This window comes from Collinsella sp. AM38-1BH, assembly GCF_003467545.1.
GTDB lineage: Bacteria > Actinomycetota > Coriobacteriia > Coriobacteriales > Coriobacteriaceae > Collinsella.
The window spans coordinates 16,376-35,987 of the sequence record NZ_QSHC01000012.1 but is presented as its reverse complement, the minus strand read 5'-3'; the positions used below and the strand labels follow the sequence as shown (position 1 = coordinate 35,987).

At 59.0% G+C, this 19,612-nt stretch carries 18 protein-coding genes; 2 read left to right on the top strand and 16 right to left on the bottom strand.

The window, feature by feature from the left end; genetic code table 11:
• Window positions 1–257: 257 nt before the first annotated feature.
• The gene (locus DW870_RS06365) at window positions 258–2,651 is read right to left on the bottom strand and encodes an LPXTG cell wall anchor domain-containing protein (protein ID WP_117769748.1); all 2,394 of its coding nucleotides are present in this window, start codon (window positions 2,649–2,651) and stop codon (window positions 258–260) included.
• Between the two features lie 224 nt (window positions 2,652–2,875).
• Here DW870_RS06365 and DW870_RS06360 point away from each other — a divergent pair, with 224 nt between their 5' ends.
• Complete coding sequence (locus DW870_RS06360) at window positions 2,876–4,279, top strand: helix-turn-helix transcriptional regulator (RefSeq protein WP_117769747.1); 1,404 nt, start codon at window positions 2,876–2,878, stop codon at window positions 4,277–4,279.
• A gap of 165 nt (window positions 4,280–4,444) precedes the next feature.
• Here the strand turns inward: DW870_RS06360 and DW870_RS06355 are convergent, their stop codons facing one another.
• The 12 genes from DW870_RS06355 to DW870_RS06300 form a co-directional block, all read right to left on the bottom strand.
• Complete coding sequence (locus DW870_RS06355; RefSeq protein ID WP_117769786.1) at window positions 4,445–5,560, bottom strand: AAA family ATPase; 1,116 nt, start codon at window positions 5,558–5,560, stop codon at window positions 4,445–4,447.
• 190 nt (window positions 5,561–5,750) lie between these two features.
• Window positions 5,751–6,374 (bottom strand): AAA family ATPase, encoded by a 624-nt coding sequence (locus DW870_RS06350; protein WP_022094991.1) that lies wholly within the window; start codon window positions 6,372–6,374, stop codon window positions 5,751–5,753.
• A 171-nt stretch (window positions 6,375–6,545) separates the two neighbouring features.
• On the bottom strand, window positions 6,546–7,184 hold the full coding sequence (locus DW870_RS06345; RefSeq protein ID WP_055285379.1) for an amino acid ABC transporter permease: 639 nt from the start codon (window positions 7,182–7,184) through the stop codon (window positions 6,546–6,548).
• Window positions 7,185–7,187: 3 nt separating this feature from the next.
• Window positions 7,188–7,934, bottom strand: coding sequence for an amino acid ABC transporter permease (locus DW870_RS06340; protein WP_035136546.1), 747 nt, complete (start codon window positions 7,932–7,934; stop codon window positions 7,188–7,190).
• Between the two features lie 25 nt (window positions 7,935–7,959).
• Window positions 7,960–8,835, bottom strand: a complete 876-nt coding sequence (locus DW870_RS06335) for a transporter substrate-binding domain-containing protein (RefSeq protein WP_117848438.1) — start codon at window positions 8,833–8,835, stop codon at window positions 7,960–7,962.
• An 8-nt stretch (window positions 8,836–8,843) separates the two neighbouring features.
• Complete coding sequence (locus DW870_RS06330; RefSeq protein WP_022094215.1) at window positions 8,844–9,575, bottom strand: amino acid ABC transporter ATP-binding protein; 732 nt, start codon at window positions 9,573–9,575, stop codon at window positions 8,844–8,846.
• A 247-nt stretch (window positions 9,576–9,822) separates the two neighbouring features.
• Window positions 9,823–10,266: a GatB/YqeY domain-containing protein gene (locus DW870_RS06325; RefSeq protein WP_006235801.1), complete on the bottom strand. Its 444-nt coding sequence runs from the start codon at window positions 10,264–10,266 to the stop codon at window positions 9,823–9,825.
• A gap of 54 nt (window positions 10,267–10,320) precedes the next feature.
• Window positions 10,321–11,541, bottom strand: a complete 1,221-nt coding sequence (locus tag DW870_RS06320) for a peptidylprolyl isomerase (protein WP_117877224.1) — start codon at window positions 11,539–11,541, stop codon at window positions 10,321–10,323.
• Window positions 11,542–11,758: 217 nt separating this feature from the next.
• Window positions 11,759–12,223, bottom strand: a complete 465-nt coding sequence (locus tag DW870_RS06315; RefSeq protein ID WP_022094213.1) for a PTS sugar transporter subunit IIA — start codon at window positions 12,221–12,223, stop codon at window positions 11,759–11,761.
• 152 nt (window positions 12,224–12,375) lie between these two features.
• On the bottom strand, window positions 12,376–13,077 hold the full coding sequence (purN, locus tag DW870_RS06310) for a phosphoribosylglycinamide formyltransferase (protein WP_117848440.1): 702 nt from the start codon (window positions 13,075–13,077) through the stop codon (window positions 12,376–12,378).
• The gene (purM, locus tag DW870_RS06305) at window positions 13,067–14,170 is read right to left on the bottom strand and encodes a phosphoribosylformylglycinamidine cyclo-ligase (RefSeq protein WP_117848441.1); all 1,104 of its coding nucleotides are present in this window, start codon (window positions 14,168–14,170) and stop codon (window positions 13,067–13,069) included. Before purM ends, purN begins: the two co-directional genes overlap by 11 nt.
• A gap of 157 nt (window positions 14,171–14,327) precedes the next feature.
• Complete coding sequence (locus DW870_RS06300; RefSeq protein ID WP_117848442.1) at window positions 14,328–15,998, bottom strand: amidophosphoribosyltransferase; 1,671 nt, start codon at window positions 15,996–15,998, stop codon at window positions 14,328–14,330.
• A gap of 294 nt (window positions 15,999–16,292) precedes the next feature.
• Here DW870_RS06300 and DW870_RS06295 point away from each other — a divergent pair, with 294 nt between their 5' ends.
• On the top strand, window positions 16,293–17,522 hold the full coding sequence (locus DW870_RS06295; RefSeq protein WP_117848443.1) for a putative ABC transporter permease: 1,230 nt from the start codon (window positions 16,293–16,295) through the stop codon (window positions 17,520–17,522).
• Between the two features lie 90 nt (window positions 17,523–17,612).
• Here the strand turns inward: DW870_RS06295 and DW870_RS06290 are convergent, their stop codons facing one another.
• From DW870_RS06290 to purE, 3 genes are all read right to left on the bottom strand, one after another.
• A complete protein-coding gene (locus DW870_RS06290; protein WP_229026384.1) occupies window positions 17,613–18,029 on the bottom strand; it encodes a molybdenum cofactor biosynthesis protein MoaE in 417 nt (138 codons plus the stop codon).
• Window positions 18,030–18,096: 67 nt separating this feature from the next.
• A complete protein-coding gene (locus tag DW870_RS06285; protein ID WP_117877222.1) occupies window positions 18,097–19,095 on the bottom strand; it encodes a class B sortase in 999 nt (332 codons plus the stop codon).
• A 35-nt stretch (window positions 19,096–19,130) separates the two neighbouring features.
• The gene (gene purE, locus DW870_RS06280; protein WP_006235810.1) at window positions 19,131–19,595 is read right to left on the bottom strand and encodes a 5-(carboxyamino)imidazole ribonucleotide mutase; all 465 of its coding nucleotides are present in this window, start codon (window positions 19,593–19,595) and stop codon (window positions 19,131–19,133) included.
• Window positions 19,596–19,612 lie beyond the last annotated feature (17 nt).

Genomic DNA, 19,612 nt, shown 5'->3' with positions numbered 1-19,612 from the left:
ACGAACCTACCGTTCTACCTGCGCAAACCACCACAAAGGGGACAGGCACCTTTACGGTGGTTCTGGACTCGGCCGGTCGGTTTGTCTCGATCTGTAACAGCTAGAGGTCAAATTCCCCGCTTGGTGTTACAGATCGAGACATTAGATTGGCGGCCATTCGGTTCATCTCAATCTGTAACATCTAGAGCCGTTTTGGGCAGTTTGGTGTTACAGATCGAGATTTTGCTGAAGCCGAGGATAGGCGCCGTCACCAAAACCTAGCGCTTGCGGCGCTTGGTCGCGGCGATGCCTGCGGCGGCAACGGTTGCGCCGGCGATGCCCAGGGCGGTGACCGTCATCGCGGTGGTGTCGCCCGTGGCGGCCAGGACGGCGGCGGACTTTTTGGCCGGCGTGGCTTTCTCAACCGTCTTGCTCACCGTGGTGGTCGTAGCCGGCTTGGCCGCGGGTTTGGTCTCGGGCTTCACTTCGGGCTTGGTCTCGGGCTTAACCTCAGGCTGCGGTGTCGGCTTGGGATCCGGCGTAGGTTGCGGATCGGGAGTCGGCGTGGCTTCAGGCGTAAAGGTCAGATCGGTGTTGAGCCACAGGGTGTAGATCCAGCCGCTGTCCTCATCGGATACGCTATCCGCGACCTGGTAGCCGCACTCCTGGCCGTTGATCATCAGCTTGGTGTCGGGCGTGAAGTAGAAGCCGCGCGCGGACTTGAGGTAGATGCCGTAGCGATAGGTCACGCCAGGCTTAAAGGCGTCGATGTGATTCGTAATGTTCTGATCCCAGAACTTCTGAGAGTTCACTTCGCTGCCATCGCTGCCCGTCCAGAACTCACACTGAGGAAGGGAGTTGGAGGCCGTCGGAACATTCGCCGTAAAGACCGGCTTGTCGCCCGCCTTAAAGATAGTCGTGGCGCCGTTGATCTCGATAACGTCGATTGCCCGCCATTCATCAATCGGCTGCTCGCACAGCATATTGTCAGTGTGTGGCGCGAAGACGCCGTTGGCGGTCTTGATGTGGTGCGCCCAATGACCGTTGACGTTCATTTCGCAGTCATCAGCCACGGTATTGTCGCCCTTGAGCCTCAGCTCAACGGAATACATGTAGAACTTGCCCTCTTCGAAGTGGTCGATCTTCTTCATGCCCGGCGTGTACATTGCGGGATCGGAATACCAGAAGGCAACGGGCTTGAGCTCCGCAGGGTCGCTGCCATCCATCTCTTCCCAGCACTCATAGGCGATCTCATACTTATCGGCATCGGCGGCAGGAATCGTCGCGGTCGCACGCGGCGCCTCGCCGGGCGCATAGTCGGTTTTCACATCGTTGACGTTTAGATTCTCAAGAGCTTCGTTTTCCGACGAAGCAGGCATCGTAATTGTTTTAATAGCAGGGACATACAGGAATTCTCCGCTTAGACTCGACTTTACGGTTTCCCCGTTTACGGTAACAACGGTTTCATCGCTGAAGGAATATCCGTCTTTTGGCTTCAGCATAAGAGAATACACGTACTCTTTCCCGCTTTTAAACTTTGTAATAGTCGGCAGGGAACCATGTGAGCCGTTATCGGAATACCAGGCAGCAACGGGTTCGTTGTTTTCAAATTCCTGCCAGCATTCATAAGCGATTTCGTATTTATCTGCATCGTAGTTAGGGACACCTGCCGTCGCCTGCGGACCAGTATCCAGCTGCCAATTGAAGTTCGTATTCTGAACATTGGCAAAGGAGATGGATTCCGATTCTGATTCCGCTGCCGGGATAACAAGGCACGCCCTCTCGTAGACATGGGTGCGGGTGTAGTAGTCATCCCGGATCTCGTTAATAGTGGGTTTCCCGGTCGCCTCGGTATCTCCTTTAAAGGCGTCGTCCGGATCACCGATGATGATATTCCCGGGCTCTGTACCCGTATACGTAAGCTTGGATCCATCATAGGTGGTCGTCATCTTGGACTTATTCTCCTTGTACTCCGTAAAGTACTTCTGCTCCTCCTTCTGTCTCTGAATCTTGCTGATATCCAGGGTAAGCGTTGTTTTATTGCTCGCACTGTCATACGCCGCATGGACGATCAAGTCCCCCAGGCCGATAAAAGTCAAAGCGCTACCATCGAGAGCAGACTGGTCTCCATCTACAAGGGCAATCCCCTTCACATACTCAATCGTTTCTTCTTTCTTGATGTCGGTGTAATTGTTCCGCACCGTAATATTGACCCTAACGCCGCTGCCGCCAACAACATCGGTCACACCGCAGGGCATGATGGCGTCATTCGCCGGCGTGGCGGCGTTGTCGCTGGGAGTATTTTGTTCAGCGGGTGCCGCATCGTTGGATTCATCGGTGGCGCCAGTCGGGGCCGTCTGCTGAGGCTCAGCGGTGGCTTGCGCCGCCGGAGCAGCATCGGCTGCAGGCACGGTCGAAGCGGCTGGTGCGGTCGTTGCGGCCGTATCCTCCGCAACCGTCGGCGTCACCGGAGCCGCGGCAACTTCATCCGTCCCAGCGGCGGGATCGGCGCATTCCGTCGCCAGCGCCACGCTCGGCAGCAGCAGCTGGCCGACCATAAGCGCACACGCGCCGGCGCAAGCTATTTTGGCACCCACACAACACCGGGTACCGTGAACCAGCGAGCAGGTGCGCTCACGCTGAGTTTGCTTATCAAAGTGGCTTCCGCACATAACGCCCTCCTTGGTCGTAGGGACACCACCACAAAGGTGCCTGTCCCCTTTGTGGTGGTCCTGTACCACCAAGATGTGTCAAATGACTCCGTATGCCTAGGTTCGTAGATGTGAACCTAGGCCTCTACCTGCGGTTTAATTCAATATGATTTCACCATCGCCACACTCGTCCCGGGAACGCTACAATCGAGGACACGATCATTCGTCCACCCAAAGGACTGTCCTTGAACCTGAGCAAGCCTAAAATTAACGCGCTTTTGGCACTCGCGCTCTTTACCTTCGTCTTCCTTGCCGCCGAGTTTCGCTTCGATATCAATATCGGGCTACTCGCCGGCGCCGAGCGCGTTGTGCTCGCACAGGGCCTTATCCTTGGCGCCAGCGTGATCGGCTTTATCGGATACGCTCCGTTGCTTGATCATGCGCAGCGCAAAGGCCAGCCTCAGGCAGTTGTCAGTGCCGCCGTCCCTATCGCCATCTTGGGGCTGATTCAGATCCAGTCCCCCACGGCCCCGCTTGCCCTCGAGATTCTGGGCTGCCTCGCATTCCTCGGACTCGGCCTGTTAGGCGCCGCAGCGCACCACGCCTTTTCGTTGGCATTCCAAGATGATCCCAAGCTCGCCACCGGTGCGGGAGCGGCCTATGCCGCGGGCATCCTGATGCAGTTCGCCGTCAACCTGCTCAATTGCGGTGGCATCGTCGAGCTCATCGTCCTTGGCGCAGCGACTATCGCCATCTCCGCCCTCAGCGTCGTTCCCCAAAAGGCCGCCGAGAGCTCCAACTCCGCCATCAATCCCTTTATTGAGCCCTCTCATGCCCTCGCCAAACAGTCATGCTGGAGCATCGCGCTCGTCATGATTCTTGCCTGCTTGTTCTCGACCCTCGACAACGTGGTCACACTCTCCAACGCCCACGGCACCATTGCCGTGCAAACCTGGCCGCGCCTCTTTTTGGCGGCAAGCGGCCTTGCCGCCGGTCTTATCTTTGACCTTGCCGAGCGCCGCTACATGGGACTTGTCATGCTCGGCATCGCCGTGCTCTCGACCATTTCCATCCTGGCCGTGGAGGCCGGCGCCGATCCCAACCTGGGCCTTGTCGTCTTTTATCTGAGTTCGGGCTTTTTTGTCACGTTCTTTACCGCCACCTTTACACAGCTGGCACCGCGCATGCATGCGCCCGCCCTCTGGGCCGGCATGGGACGCGCCGCCAACAATGTATGCGCATTCACTACATCGGGCCTCTCGCTGGCGCTCGTAACCTCGGACAACGTTGCCCTCATTATGATCGGCGCGCTCGTTTTGCTCGTCGCCGCCTGCGCGGCATTCGTGGCAGCCGGCCTGTTTCGCCTGCCCCAAACCGAGCAGGAGCGCGAGCGCGAGCAACTGGCAAAAGAAGCACTCACCGCCCCCACCATCGAAGAGCAACGCCAGGCCTTCATCGCCGACCACGCTCTCACCCCGCGCGAAGTCGACGTGCTCATAGCCGTGACCCAGGATGAACGCCCGCTCAAGCAGGTCGCCGAGGAACTCGGCATCTCGATGCGCATGGTACAGCGCCACCTGAGCTCTATCTACCAAAAGACCGACACGCAGACGCGCGCCGGTCTCGCCAAAGCCTTCCCCTCTGCCTAAAACAAAAACCACCACAAAGGCCCCCTTTGCGGTGGTTTGAGCGGAGCAGAAGGCCACTCTGCCAGTTTGTCTCAGTCTGTAACAGATAGGCCCCTAAAAGCAGGCTTATTGTTACAGATCGAGACAGTAAAGGGACACGAAGCGATCCTTCGCAGCAACGACCCTCTAGTAAAGCGATGCGACATATCGGCCAAAGCCTGGCAATGCAAACTCAAAACGTCCTTGTAGAGGCTCTTCAATTACCCCAGCCTCTACCAGACGCTTTTTATACGTTGAAATCGAACCGGAACTCTTCTTAAGCCTCGCTGCCAGCTCTTGCCTGGTCGTCGTCCCAACCGGATTCATTGCACGAAGAAATTCAAGGTCCCCTCGTGAAAGTTCCGCCGCTGTTGAAGCGAAAACTCGCGATTCCAGCTCCTCTTGCGCAAGTTTCGCGCCTCGTTCGACATCCTCAATAGAAACCTCGGAGGCTTGGCGCGAAGCATTCCATGCCCGATACCCCACCAACTGGAACATAAATGGAAAGCCATCGATCGCCTTGGCAGCGAGGTCAATCGCCTCATCAGAAATCGTCTTGCCGCCGTCCTCAATCGTTAGTCGAAACGCTTCTTTTACCTCAGTCGGTGAAATTGATCCCAGCGAATGTTGAGCCGCGCGACGAAGAAACGATGTCGATTTCCCCGTCAGCAGCGCCAGCACGCGAAACGGCAGCCCCGCCATAAGCAAAGCTACCTTTTTATTCTCGCTTACAAAGTGCTGGTAGGTAGTAACAAGCTCCGTCATTTGCGCAAACGATACATCCACTTCGTCAACGGCGATAAGCACCCCGGTGTCAGTCGCTTCAAGCTGAGCAAACAAAGCGTTCATCTTAGTACGCCAGTTAGCGCCCTCAAATTCAACATCGATGTTTTCCCAGCTCATGCTTCCTACGTGGGCAATGCCGACACTGTTCACACGCCTAGAAGCGGGCTTTTCGATCAGATGGGCGGCTGATTCGTTGAGGCGCTGCAAAATGTCTTCGAGCATCCCCTCCGAGGCCGTCACATTCGCTGTAATCCAGCCCTCTTGCTGGGCGCGGTACGACAGATATGCCAAAAGCGCCGTTTTACCTGTACCACGTGCACCATAGAAAACCGAGCAAAGATTGGGATCGGAGTCGTCATTTTCAAACGCCAGCACCATATCATCGATGATTTGCTCACGGCCGGCCATATACGCCGGTACACGTCCGAACATCGGCGTGAATGGATTTGCCTGCCTGTACGCCGTCGGTGCCGCCATAAAGCCTCCCTTGAACTCATACAACTTAATTATGCCCCTACAATCTTTAAGTATTTTGAGCATCTTTGAGTTTTTTGAGCATCTTTGAGTTCTTTGAGTGATCGGCCCCCGCAGAACCAGTTGACTTTCTCCGCCTAAAACAAAAACCACCACAAAGGTGCCTGTCCCCTTTGTGGTGGTTTTTGATCGATTAGCCTTCGAGCTGCGCCACTTTGTAGCGGTAGGCGGCGGCGATGACGTCTTTACAACCCTCGCGGCCCAGCTTGGCGCGGTTGACGACGATGTCCTTGCCGCTCGTCATCTTCCACTTGCCGGCGCTGTAGCGCTTGTAGAATGCCTCGCGCGCCTTCTGCTGCTGTTTAACTAGCTTGGCGCCCTTCTTTTTGTTGAGGCCGCGCTTTTTGCGCACGATCTCGACGCGGTCCTCAAAGGGAGCGGTCACCAATACGGCAATGTGGTTGGGGTTGTTACGCAGCAGGTAATCGGACAGGCGGCCTTCGATAATGCAGCTCTCGGTCTCACCCAGATCCAAAATCACCTGGCTCATCTTTTGGAACAACTTGTCCGAGTACGAACGCGCATCGTAACGGTCGGGCAGAAAAGCCATGTTCTCCACGGCCAGGCGCTCGTCGTAAGCGGCCATCTTGTCGAGCGACTCGCCCGCGCGCAGCGAAGCACGCACCAGCAGCTCGTTATCGTACAGCGGAATCCCCAACTCGTTGGCGAGGATGCGTCCGATCTCGTGGCCCTCGGCACCAAAGTCGCGCGCGATGGTAATGACCACGGGGCTCTTTTTGTTCTCCAGATCGCTCATCGCGATTCCTTTCTAACAAATGAGAAATAGGCGATTCCTGATTCTCATTTTGTCACTTACGACCGTCCTGGTTTCCCAAGTGCGGCAGATTGCCCCGAAAGAGGAGCGCCGCGTACTAAATGTACGCAAGCGACGATTGAGGGGCAAGATGCCGTGCTTGGGGAAGCAGGACTACGCTGCCACAATACGGCGTTGATATGCTCGGACCAGCAACGAGATACCAAAGTTGAGCACAAAGTACATCGCAAACACCAGGCCGTAGAGCATAAGCACCTGCGACAGGTCGATCGCGTGAGCCATCACAACGTTTGCCGTGTACATGAGCTCGGCCACGTTAATGCCCGAAAGATACGAGCTGTCCTTAATGACGGTCGTGCACTGGCTAAACAGCGCCGGAATGATCGTCTTAAACGTCTGCGGCAGAATGATATAGCGCATGGTGGCAAAGAAGCCGAAGCCCTGGCTCTGCGCCGCCTCAAACTGGCCGCGCGGAATCGAGTTGAGGCCGCCACGCACAATCTCGGCCATAACAGCGCTGGTAAACAGCGTAAAGGCGATGGTCGAAATCACAATGTCCAAACCCTGCACCGTAAAGTAGATAAACAGAATCCACAGCAGGTTTGGCGTACAGCGGAACAGCTCGATATAGGCGCTCACCAAAATACGGAACGGGCGGGGCGCATAGCTTTTAACGAGCGCCAGCACCGTGCCAAAGATGAGCGAGAAAAAGATCGACAGCGCCGAGATCTCGATCGTCTTAACAAAGCCGCCCCAAATGTAGAGCAGGTTGGTCGCGTTGAAGATTTCCATGCGCTAGGCCTCCTCTACGTTGTCGAGTCCCAGCTCGGCCAGGCTCACGCCGCGCGGACGCTCCTTGGAGCGGCGCTCGAGCCACTGCACCAGCATGGCGAGCGGAAAGCAGATGATGAAGTACATAAGGCAGCAGACGATGTATCCCTGCAGGTAACCGTACAGACTCACAAAGTTGTCGGAACGGTACATAAGGTCGCCGCCGGCCACAAGCGCCAGCACCGACGTGTTCTTGACCAGGTTGAGCGCCTGGTTACACAGCGGCGGCAGAATAATCTTGAATGTCTGGGGCAGCACGATGTACCAGTACGCCTGCGCACGGGTGAAGCCCTGGCTCTGGGCCGCCTCCATCTGACCGCGCGGAACCGCCTCGATACCAGTGCGGATGACCTCCGAAATGTAGGCCGCGTGATACAGGCCCACACCCAAGAAGCCCAGCACGAACGGCGCGATGCGCACCGGCTGGTCGGCACCGGTTATGGCCTGCAAAAACTGCGGACCAGCCATGTACATAAAGAGCACCTGCACGGGCAACGGGGTGTTCTGGTAAAACTCCACATACACACGGCTTATGGCGCGCAGCACGCGCGAGCGAGTGGTAGAGAACACGCCCAGCAGCGTGCCCAGCACCAGCGATAGCAGCAGGCCGGCAACGACCACCTGCAGCGTCACGCCAAAGCCCTCCCAGAAGGGCCCCATGTTTTGAAATGTCGTCGACCAGCGGTCGGCGTCAAACAATCCTTCGAGCATTTGATTCCTTCCTTGGACGATGCGCCTATACAAGACCCCAGGTCTTGACCTCTTGGTCGAGCCAGCCATCGGCCAGGCGATCGCAAACTACCTGATCGACCACAGCCGAAAGGTCGCAGCCCTTCTTGGTCGCCACGCCGTAGCCCTGCTCGCCAAACTTGACCTCGGGCTGCAGCAGCTCAACGGTCTCGTTCATGTAACCGGCCAGCGTGGAGCGGTCCATGGCAAAGACGTCGATATTGCCGGCGTCGAGCGAACTCTTGATGATGGGATAGCCGCTAAAGGCCCTAAACTCGGGCTTGCAGCTAAAGCCGTTGTCCTTGATCATCTGCTCGATCAGGCCCTGCGTGGTGGCACCCTGGCTCACGCCAATAACCTTGCCGTCCAGGTCCTCAATCGAGGTAAAGCCCGAACGTTTCTTGACCATGAGTCCCACGTAGTCGGTGCGGTACGGCGTCGAAAAATCCCAGCTCTTCTTGCGCTCGTCGGTGATGGTGTAGGTCGCCGCGACCACGTCGAGCTGGCCGTTATCGATCAGTGGGCCGCGCGTCTTGGGCGTTACGTCGGTAAACTCGACAAGCTCCTGGGCGCGGGCCTCCTTGTAGCTCACGCCGAAGACGGCAGCGGCGATCTGGTAGCACAAATCGACTTCCATGCCCTCAAAGCGGCCCTTGGCGGTGTCGTAATAGCCGTAGCCGGGAACATCCTTCTTAACGCCGGCATTCAGATGGCCACGCGACTTAATGGCCGCAAGCTTGGACCCCTTGTCGGAGCCCTCGCCACTGGTGGAGTTGCCACAACCGGTAAGCGCGGTCCCCGTCAACGCGAGCATGCCGGCGCCCGCCAGCTGCAAAAAGTGACGGCGCGACACGGCCGCCCTCGTCATATCCGTCATGTCCATCACCGCGCCTAGTGCAGAATCTTGGACAGGAACTCGCGGCAGCGCGGGTTCTCGGGGTTATCGAAGAAGTGCTCGGGCGTGCCCTCCTCCAAAATGCGGCCGTCCTCCATAAAGATGACGCGGTCGGCCACCTGGCGTGCAAAGCCCATCTCGTGCGTCACGCAGATCATGGTGATATCTTCCTGCGCAAGCTCGATCATAACGTCCAGAACCTCCTGGACCATCTCGGGGTCGAGTGCCGAGGTCGGTTCGTCAAACAGGATGATGGGCTGCTTGGTGCACAGGGCACGGGCGATGGCGATGCGCTGCTGCTGACCACCCGAGAGATTCTGCGGATACTCGCCGGCCTTATGCGCCATGCCGACGCGCTTGAGCGCAGCGATGGCGATCTCGGTCGCCTCCTCCTTGCTCTTCTTTTGCAGTTTGATGGGCGCGAGCGTCAGGTTGCCCAGCACCGTCATGTTGGGATACAGGTTGAACTGCTGAAACACCATAGAGCTATACTTGCGAGCCATCTCCAGGTGATTCTTTTTGGTGAGCGGCGTACCGTCGATGACGACCTCGCCCGACGTGGGCTCCTCCAGATAATCGACGCAACGGATGAGCGTCGACTTACCCGAACCGGAAGGCCCGATCATTACGAGCTTCTCGCCGCGCTTGACGGTGAGATTGATATCTTTGAGCACATGCAGGTCGCCAAAGTACTTGTTGAGATGCTTGATCTCGATCATGTCTGCCATGAATGTCCCTTCCCTGCGTTTACACGAGTTGAACTATTGTACGGAAAGAACCGCGTTTCCGCAGCCCACACTACATTCCCGTAAAGAACCCGCAACCTTTAACCCACTCATTGGGGACGGGCTTAAATGAGTACCCGCTCATTGGGCACTCATTTAAGCCCGTCCCCAATGATTGCCCAGCCCAGCAAAAAGGGGCGCGACCGCAATGGTCACGTCCCCTTAACATCAACTATGTACCGCTCGGCCCTTAAGCCAGCTTTGCTCCGACGATCTTTGCCGCGGCAGGCTTATCGAAGTTGCCGCCGGTGGCCTTGCCGAGTGCTCCCATGACCTGGCCCATCTGCTTCTTGGAAGTAGCGCCCAGCTCGGCGATGACCTGCTCGATCAGGGCCTCGAGCTCCTCGCCCGAAACCTGCGCGGGCAGCAGGCTCTCCAGAATCTTGACCTGCTCGGTCAGGTTGTCGGTACGCTCCTGGTCGGTGCCGGCCTTGATGGACATCTCCAGCGTCTCGCTCGTCTGCTTGATCAGACGCTTGATCATGCTGTTGACGTCTTCCTCGGTCACATCGCGGCGCTCGTTAACCTCGATATTCTTCACCTCGGCCTTGACCTGGCGAATGATGGACAGGCGAACCTTGTCCTTGGCCTTCATGGCCGCGATCATTTCTTTCTGCAGCTCTTCGTTGGTCATCTGCAAATCCTCTCTAATAGCGTGGGCGGCACTCACGCGAGCACCGCCCCATGGTTACTCAGTCTTCGACGAATCGTCGGTCGAACTCTTGGTGACACCCTTCAGACTCACGTTATAGGGTACGTCCTTGGGCATGGGGTTGACGGTGATGTCGGCATCCTTCTTGTACTGCTCCAGCCACTCGCTGTACGCGGTGCTGGCCGCTTGCGTCTTCACCACGTTGGAGACGTACTTTTTGATGTCCTTGGGCACCTGGTTGATGTCATCAACCTGATTATCGACATGGAAGTAGTCGGTGCACTTGATGATGTGGTAGCCATAGGTCGACTCGACGACTTCGCTCACGTCGCCCTTGTTGAGTCCCTCGAGCGCCGTCTGGTAGCTGTCGACGAAAGTGGTGAGCTTATCCCAGCCCACATCGCCCTTCTTCTCCTTGGAACCGGTGTCCTCGGAGTACTGCTCAACGGCGTCCTCAAAGCTCAGCTCACCGGAGTTGATCTTGTCCAGGCACTCCTGCGCCTTGGCCTTGGCGGCAGCCTTGTCCTCGTCGGAAGCGTCAGAATCAACCTTGATCAGGATGTTCGACGAGCGGCGGGCGTCGTTGTAGCTGGACAGGTTTTCGTTGATGTAATCGACAATCTCGCTGTCCTTGGGCTTGCTCGTGGGCGCGACGGCATCCTTGAGTTTCTGCTGCGCCAGACTCTCCTTGAGTGAGTCCTTGTAGGTGTCCTCGGTATAGCCGTAGGTCTTGAGGGTCTTCTTAAAGGCCTTGGCGCCGCCCGCGCTCTTGCACGCGTCCTTCCAAGCCTTCTCGACCTCCTCGTCAGACACCGTCACGCCGTTCTCCTTCTGTGCCTGTTGAAGCAGAATCTGCTGCGTGTAGGAGTCGATGAGTTGCTTGCGGTACTTCTTGGGCGTGAGGTCGTTGTCAACCAGATACTGCGCCCAATCCTTATCCTTGGTGTAGCCGTAGGACGTGCGCATGCTCATGATCTGCTTGGTCACGGTGTCCTCGGTGAGGTTGGTGCCGTTGATAGTTGCAGCAACACCGCCGGTCAGCTTGTAGCCCGAGGCGTCCTCGGCCTGCGACATAAGGCCGGAGCACGCCATCGCCGAGACGGAAAGCAGCATCGCCAGCACGCCGATGACCACCAGGACGATCTTGACGGTCTTAGACACGTACGTCTTGCGCTGCTTCTTGCGAGAGCTGGAGGCAGCGCGAGCCTGCTGCTCGGGCGTCGGCTCGGGCGCAGGGTTCTTTTTCTTATTTGCCATAGTTGGCCTTTCGCATAACGAATCGAACAAACGCCATTGTGTCACAACGCGGCCCCCGCGGCACGCTTGGTGCATTGGGGGCAGGTTAATCTGCACCATTTTGGTGCAAAGGGGACAGATGTGGCACTTGGGGACGTTCTTTATATGCCGGCACTTGGGGACCGTCCCTTACTGCCGGCAGAAAAGGAACGTCCCCAAGTGCCGACTCAGCCCCACCTTAGAAGTGACGGCGGATGGCGTCGACCATACCCTGGGACGTGGTCTGGCCGAGCACGTCGGCTGCGGCATCGGCGTCCATAAAGATGTTCATGAGCGCCTGCAGGGCCTCGACCTGGCCGCCCGGCTCGGCGATGCCCAGATTGATGACGATCTGCGCCGGCACCGGAGCGCCCATGCCAGCCATAGCGTTGAATGTCACGGGCGCGGCGGGCTTCACCACCGCGATATAGGGCTTGGCCACAAACCCCGGATCGGTATGCGGAATGGCAATGTTTGCCGCCGGCATGGCAAGACCCGTGGGATAGGCATCCTCGCGCGTGCGAACGGCGTCGAGCCAACCGGATGCAATGTAGCCACGTGGTGCAAGCTCGCCCTCAAGCCGCGCGAACACCTCATCCGGCGTCGCACACTCCCAATCAAAAAACACCAGCTCAGGCGTAAACAGTGCTTCGTTATCCGCCATGCGCTCACCTCTCTCATCTAGTCACCTGCGACGTTCTTGAATGACCAGTCGTTAAAGACCGTTCCCGATGACTACCCAAAACAAAAGGTGGCCACGCGCGCCTTGGCGCCAATGACCACCCTGACTACTCGGCTAAATTGTACTGTGCGCCGCTAGCCGCGAGGCGCGTCAATTGCGACCTTGCCGCTCTCCAGCACGTGGACGCGACCGTCGGCGAGCATCTGCACGACCTCGGGATACAGCACGTGCTCAATCGCGTGGATGTGCTCCTCGAGCGTATCGACGTCCCAGCCCTCCTCAACAGCCAGCGCGCGCTGGGCGATGATGGGGCCGTTGTCGTAGATCTCGTTGGCAAAATGCACGGTCACGCCAGTTACCTTGACGCCGCGCGCAAAGGCATCGTCGATCGCATGCGCGCCGGTAAAGCTCGGCAGCAGCGCGGGATGCAGATTGACCACGCGATTGGGGAATGCCGCCAGCAGCGGCGTGTGCACCATGCGCATGTAGCCGGCCATGACCACATACTCGCAACCGCGCTCGAGCAGCTCGTGCGCAATGATCTCGTCGGCGGCGATGGGGTCGGCATAGACATCCTTGGACAGCGTGAGCGTCTGGATGCCCGCGCGCTCAGCGCGCTGCAAACCCTTAGCCGAAGGACGGCTCGACACCACAAGCTCAATCGAAGCGTTGAGCTTGCCGGCGGCGATCAGGTCGATCAGCGCCTGCAGGTTGGTACCCGAACCGCTGATGAGCACACCGATCTTGAGCGGCTCGGCCGTATCGGTGCCGGTCGGACGGGTGTAGGGCACAAAGCCCAGGCTCGCGGCAGCAGTCATCTGCTCGTTAGCGCTCATCGGAGTACACGACCTTACCGGAACCCTCGACGCACTCGCCCACGCGGAACGGCTTCTCGCCCAGCGCGACCAGAGCCTCGGTCACCGCGGCCTCGTCCTCGGGGGCGACGATCAGGCACAGGCCAACGCCCATGTTGAAGGTCTTGCATGCCTCATTGGGCGCGAGCTCGGCCTGGCGCGAGACGTAGGTGATGACGGGCGGAACGTCCCAACCCATCTCGGCGCCGTTACGGGTGACCACGGCGTCAACGTCGTCGGCAAGCGCGCGGTTGAGGTTCTCGGTGATGCCGCCGCCGGTGATGTGGGCGATGGCGTGCACCGGAGCGCCACCGCGCAGCAGCTCCAGAATCGGCTTGACATAGATGCGCGTGGGGGCCAACAGGGCGTCTGCCAGCGAAGCACCGCCGAGCTCCTCGAGCGGACGGCTCAGCTCCTCCGCCTTAGCGGCGGCCTCGGGCGTGCCCGGCTTAATGCCGTCGACGCCGATGACCTTGCGCACGAGCGAGTAGCCGTTGGAGTGCACGCCGGTGGAAGGCAGGCCCAGGATCACATCGCCCGGGCGGACGTTTGCGGGGTCGAGCATCTTGGGACGGTCGACGACGCCCACGGTAAAGCCGGCAAGGTCGTAGTCGGCCGGAGCCATGACGCCGGGGTGCTCGGCCATCTCACCGCCCACGAGCGCGCAGCCCGCGAGCTTACAGCCATCGGCCACGCCCTTGATGATCTTTGCCATGTGCCCGGCCTCGATGTGACCGATGGCAACATAGTCCAGGAAGAACAGCGGCTCGGCGCCCGAAGCCAAAATGTCGTTGACGCACATAGCGACCAGGTCCTGGCCCACCGTCTCGTGACGGTCCATGATCTGGGCAAGCACGAGCTTGGTGCCCACGCCGTCGGTACCGCTAATCAGAATCGGGTCTTCCATATCCTTAAGCGCGGCGGCCGAGAATAAGCCACCAAAGCCACCGATACCGCCGATGACCTCGGGACGGTTGGTGTCCTTAACCATCTGCTTAATAGCGTCAACGGCGCGGCCGCCCTCGGCGGTATCGACGCCGGCATCCTCATACGTCACATGCTTGCTGTCGCTCATCTGAGCCTTCCTCTCCCACTACCGTGGCGCCGCGCGGGCGCCAAACGGTGCTCATAGTTGCGTTCATTTCGGCGCGCGCCATAACAACGCGCGCCGTCATATCAACAAAACAGCAGGTAAAACCTACCAAAATAAACCTGTCCCTACATGGCAGGTTTTAGGCCTCGCCGTGTTCCTCTTCCCAGCTGCGATCGTCGTATTTCTCGACCACGGCGTCGTCATCAACGTGCAGCGGCTTGTCCAGGTTGCGGGGCTTAAAGCCCTCCATGAACTTGTCGCGGCCAAAGCTCTCGGGAATCGCCACGGGGTAGCGGCCGGTAAAGCACGCATCGCAGTAACCGCCCTTGGGCATGACCTTAAGCAGGCCCTCGACCGAAAGGAAGGCCAGCGAATCGGCGCCGATATACTCGCAAATCTCGTCGACCGTCTTGTTGGCGCTGATAAGCTGCGACTGCACGTCGGTATCGATGCCGTAGAAGCACGGCCAGATGACCTCGGGCGAGTTGATGCGGATATGAATCTCCTTGGCGCCAGCGTTGCGCAGCATCTTGACGAGCTGCACCATGGTGGTGCCGCGCACGATGGAGTCGTCGATGACGACCAGGCGCTTGCCCTCGATGTTGTCGCGCAGCGGGTTGAGTTTCATACGCACGCCCATGGCGCGCAGCTCCTGCGTGGGCTCGATAAACGTACGGCCCACGTAGCGGTTCTTGATAAGACCCTCGCCAAAGGGAATACCGCTCTCGTGCGAATACCCCTCCGCGGGCGGCAGGCCGGAGTCGGGCACGCCGATGACCAGATCGGCCTCGACGGGCTCCTCGTGTGCCAGCTGGCGACCCATGTCGTAACGGCAGGCATAGACGCTCTTGCCGTTCATGATGGAGTCGGGGCGGGCAAAGTAGACCTGCTCAAAGATGCAGTTTGCGGGCTCTTCGGCTGCAGGCACGCCCTGCTCGGATACCAGACCCTCGGCGCTGATGCGCAAGATCTCGCCGGGACGGACGTCACGGACGTACTCGGCACCCACGATGTCGAGTGCGCAGGTCTCGGAAGCAACGACCCAGCCGCCGGCGCGCGTGACACGGACGGCGGAGTCGACCGTCGCGGCGCCGTCCTGCGACGGCAGCTGCGAAACGGATGCGGCATCGGCCTGGTCCAGGCCCTCGTCCACCAGCTTGCCCAGCACGAGCGGGCGAATGCCGTGCGGATCTCGGAATGCGTAGAGTGCCTGCTCGTTGATGAGCGTCATGGCGTAGCCGCCGCGCACGAGCTCCATGGTCTTGCGAATGCCCTCGCGCAGATGGCCTGTACGCTGAGTAAAGTAGCCGATAAGCTTAGTCGCGACCTCGGAATCCGAATTGGAGAGGAACGGCACGCCCAGCTCGATCAGCTGGCGGCGCAGCTCGTCGGTGTTAACCAGAGTGCCGTTGTGAGCAAGCGCGATAATGACGCTGTTGATGGTAGAAAGATGCGGCTGCGAGGCTTCCCAGCTCTTGGCACCGGCAGTGCCATAGCGCACGTGGCCCACGGCCAGCTGGCCGGAGAGCGTCGACAGGTCGGCGTTGGAGAACACGCGATCGAGCAGTCCCAGGTCTTTGCGAACCATAACCGTGCCGCCATCACCCACGGCGATTCCCGCCGATTCCTGGCCGCGATGCTGCAGCGCGCGCAGACCAAAGTACGTCAGTCGAGCCACATCGCGATCGGGTGCCCACACACCAAAAATGCCGCATTCCTCATGCAGCTGGTCGGAGTCCGGATCATACGTCGACATGGTCTTCACCTGTCCCGCGGCACGCTCGGCCGCGCGGATGGTTTCTTGAGACATGGCATCCCCTCAGAGCCTCGTTATTTGGCGTTACCTGCCCTATTATACGCACGGCAAGACAAGCACTCCCGCGCATGAACAGCGCTTTTTAAAAGCCCACCGAGCTTATAATCCGTTTTGCAGCCAAACATTTTATTGGGCAGGCGCCTCGGGGCCGACGATCCCGCATACTTCCGTTGCGACGCGTCTTGCCCGCCGTTGGGGCTTGCATTGTTGCAATTGGGACGTTCGTCCTGTCTTTTGGCAGGTCGGCGGCGTATCCTTGTACCTACAGCAAAACGAGAAAGGTTATGTATGGATCGAAACGAACTCGACCCCAGCGTCCCCAGCGCCACGGAGGTCAAGAAGATCCCCCTCATCATTAAGGTATACGCCGTCCTGTGCATCCTGTCCGGCGTGGGCACGCTCCCGTCGGTCGGCGCCTTTATGTGGCAGGTCATCACCGCGCTCATCAACGGCAACGCCGCCGCCAAGCTCGGCGATAACACGCTCGTCGCGGTCGGACTGATTGTCGCCGGCATCATGCTCTCGGCTGCCAGTGCCGTCATCTTGATCATCTTTGGCCTTGACCTCATCAAGAACCAGCGCCGCAATGCCGCCCGTCTGTCCTATATCCTTATCGCGTTTACCGTCGTCGAGCTTTTGGTTGACGTGATGCTCCAGGGCATCGGGCCCTTCTTGCTGCGCCCTGCCATCCAGCTCGGCATCCTCGTCGCACTTTCGGCCACCGTCGACCCCACGCTGCGCCAGGAGCGCGAGCTGCAGCGCCGCCTGCAGGAGATGCTCGACCGCGACGCCGCCGCCGAGGGCATGCTCGGGCGCGATGAAACCGGCGAGGGCTACATCAAGCTCAACTACTTCAACCTGTTCTGGGTATTCTTTGTCTGCTGCGTGCTCGGCCTGGTCCTGGAGGATATCTGGCATATGACCGTCAACGATCCGGGTGTCTACCAGGACCGCGCCGGTATGCTGTTTGGCCCCTTCAGCCCCATCTACGGCTTTGGTGCCGTGCTCATGACCATGGTGCTCAACCGCTTCTATAAAAAGAACCCCATCATCATTTTCCTGGTGAGCGCCCTGCTCGGCGCCAGCTTTGAGGTGTTCGTGGGCTGGTTTATGCAGACCGCGTTTGGCGTGGTCTCGTGGAGCTACTCGCACATAACGCTGTTCGGTATGCCCGACCCGCTCGTGGTCCTCACGGGCGGACGCACCTGCACGGGCTTCGCCTGTCTGTGGGGCCTGGGTGGCCTCATCTGGATCAAGCTGCTGCTGCCGAGGCTGCTCAAGCTCATCAACATGATTCCGTGGAAGAGCCGCTACTCGGCTACCGTCATCTTCACCATCATTATGCTGGTCGATGGCGTTATGACGCTGCAGTCGCTCGATTATTGGTATCAGCGCGTCAACGGCACGGAACCGGATATTCCCGTTGCGCAGTTCTACGGCAAGTACTTCGATAATGACTTTATGGAAAACCGCTTCCAGAGCATGACCATGAGCCCCAAGGATGCGACGCGCGTGTAGCGCCCACCGCGCCCAAAACGCAAAATGCCCGCCGGTATCACACGTACCGGCGGGCATTTTTATAAACGAGCCTTCTATCGACGCAAGCCTCTACGCCTCGCGCTCGACCTCACTCACGCATTCATTCTTGATGGTGCCAACGAGCGCCTGCAGCGCATCGACCACGTGCGGGCGAATGTCCCCGCCGATGAGCACGAGCATGATGTCGTCACCTACGGCAAGCTCGCCGCTTGCCAGCCACACGCGCACATAGCCGATACCCGGCATCGCGCGCGTCGCCTCGATGGCGGCCTGTACCTTGCTGGCGTCGTAGCCGAACACCATGCTGCCCACCTTGTGGCCCGGCGCCACGCCATCGGTCTCGACACCGCGCGCCTCGGCCTTGGGCGTCGCGCGCACCACACCGTTATGTGTCAGATACATACCGCACGCAGGTGCCGACGAATCGGCCTTGGCCTCGCGCAGCCAAGCATCAATCGAAGGCATCGTTTTGCCATTCTCGAGCATCATTTCTCCCTTACCGTCGTCGAGTAGCTAATTTGGGACGGGGCCTTTTTAGCTACTCTCGAACAACTTATTCCTCGACCGGCGTGAGCACCATGACGGCGCGTGTGTTGCTCAGCGACAGCGAACGACAGGTCACAAGCGTTACAACCTTAGTTGCCGAAGCGGCACGATCGGTGGCATCACTCGCCACGGCAGAAGCGCCGTCGAGCATCTCGGACAGGTAGTTCTTGAGTCCGTCGTCGCCCTCAAAATTGGTCGTGCGCGCCTTGGCATACGTGTCCTCGACCACCTTGGTCGCCAGCGGACGCAGCTTATACGTCGCATCGCGCGTGATGTAGTACACAAACTCGATGCTATCGAACGTCGCCTGATCAGTGGTGTCCGAAATCACGTTGAACATCGATCCGTCGTTCATATGGTGGCCGTAGATCGTGGTCTGCTGGTCGACCATTCCCGGCGCGGTGTCATCGCTATCCAGGAAAATGGCACCGGACGCGTTAGCCGTTCCGTCGAACAGCGTGTTGAGGTATTTGGAGTTGTTGTTGGTCTGCACCACGGGATAGTTGATGTTGGTTCCCGGCACGTAAATCCAACCCACAATCTCGGGGTTCGTCTGAGCAAGCGCATCAAAGTCGATAATCGGCACGCCGCTGGCATCCTTATCGCTTACATATTGCTTCTCGATTTTCTGATACGAATCGCTCGCCTGCTTATAGCCAATCTGGGCATTAATAAAGATAGCGGCGGCGGCGACAATCAGGCCGATACCGATGATGATGAGCAGAATGGGAATAATGGAGCGGCGCTTTTTGCGCGGCGGCTCGGTGCAATCCGACGGCGCGGCATGCGATGAGGACCGGGGCGGCTTCTTAGCGGAGCTATAAGACGAAGGACGATATGCGGCCGGCGCGTCCTGTCGACGATGCGTCGCCGGTGTCACGGGGCGCGGCGCGCGCGGCTGCTGAGGAGAGGATGTCCGACCCTGCTGTGCCGCACGGGCAGCACCTGGCTTCGACGGATCGGGAATCTGAGAAGCCTTGAATCGTTTTCCCTGATAATCGGACATGGCTCTCCTTATACTGCGGTGAAACGGCGGAACGCTTAGGCGTCAGCCATCTCCTGCTTCATCTTCTCGATAACCTTGCGGTACTCGGGGTCGCAAGCACCCAGAATCTGCGTGGCATAGATGGCGGCGTTCTTGGCGCCGTTGATGGCAACGCAGGCCACGGGCACGCCCGAAGGCATCTGCACCATCGATAGCAGCGAATCCATGCCGCCCAGGTCACTCGTCTTCATAGGCACGCCGATAACCGGCAGCGGCGTAAAGGCAGCCACGACACCACCCAGGTGAGCAGCCTTGCCGGCGGCGGCGATAATCACTTTGATACCGCGATCGGCGGCAGTCGAAGCCCACTCGTGGACCTTCGCCGGTGTGCGGTGTGCGCTCGCAATGACAAGCTCATAGGGCACGCCCAGCGCCTCGAGCTCGGCGGTGCAACCTTCCATAACACCCAGATCGGACTTGGAGCCCATGATGATCCCGACAACCGGCTTTTGATCTGCCATAAACAAAGACCTCCTGT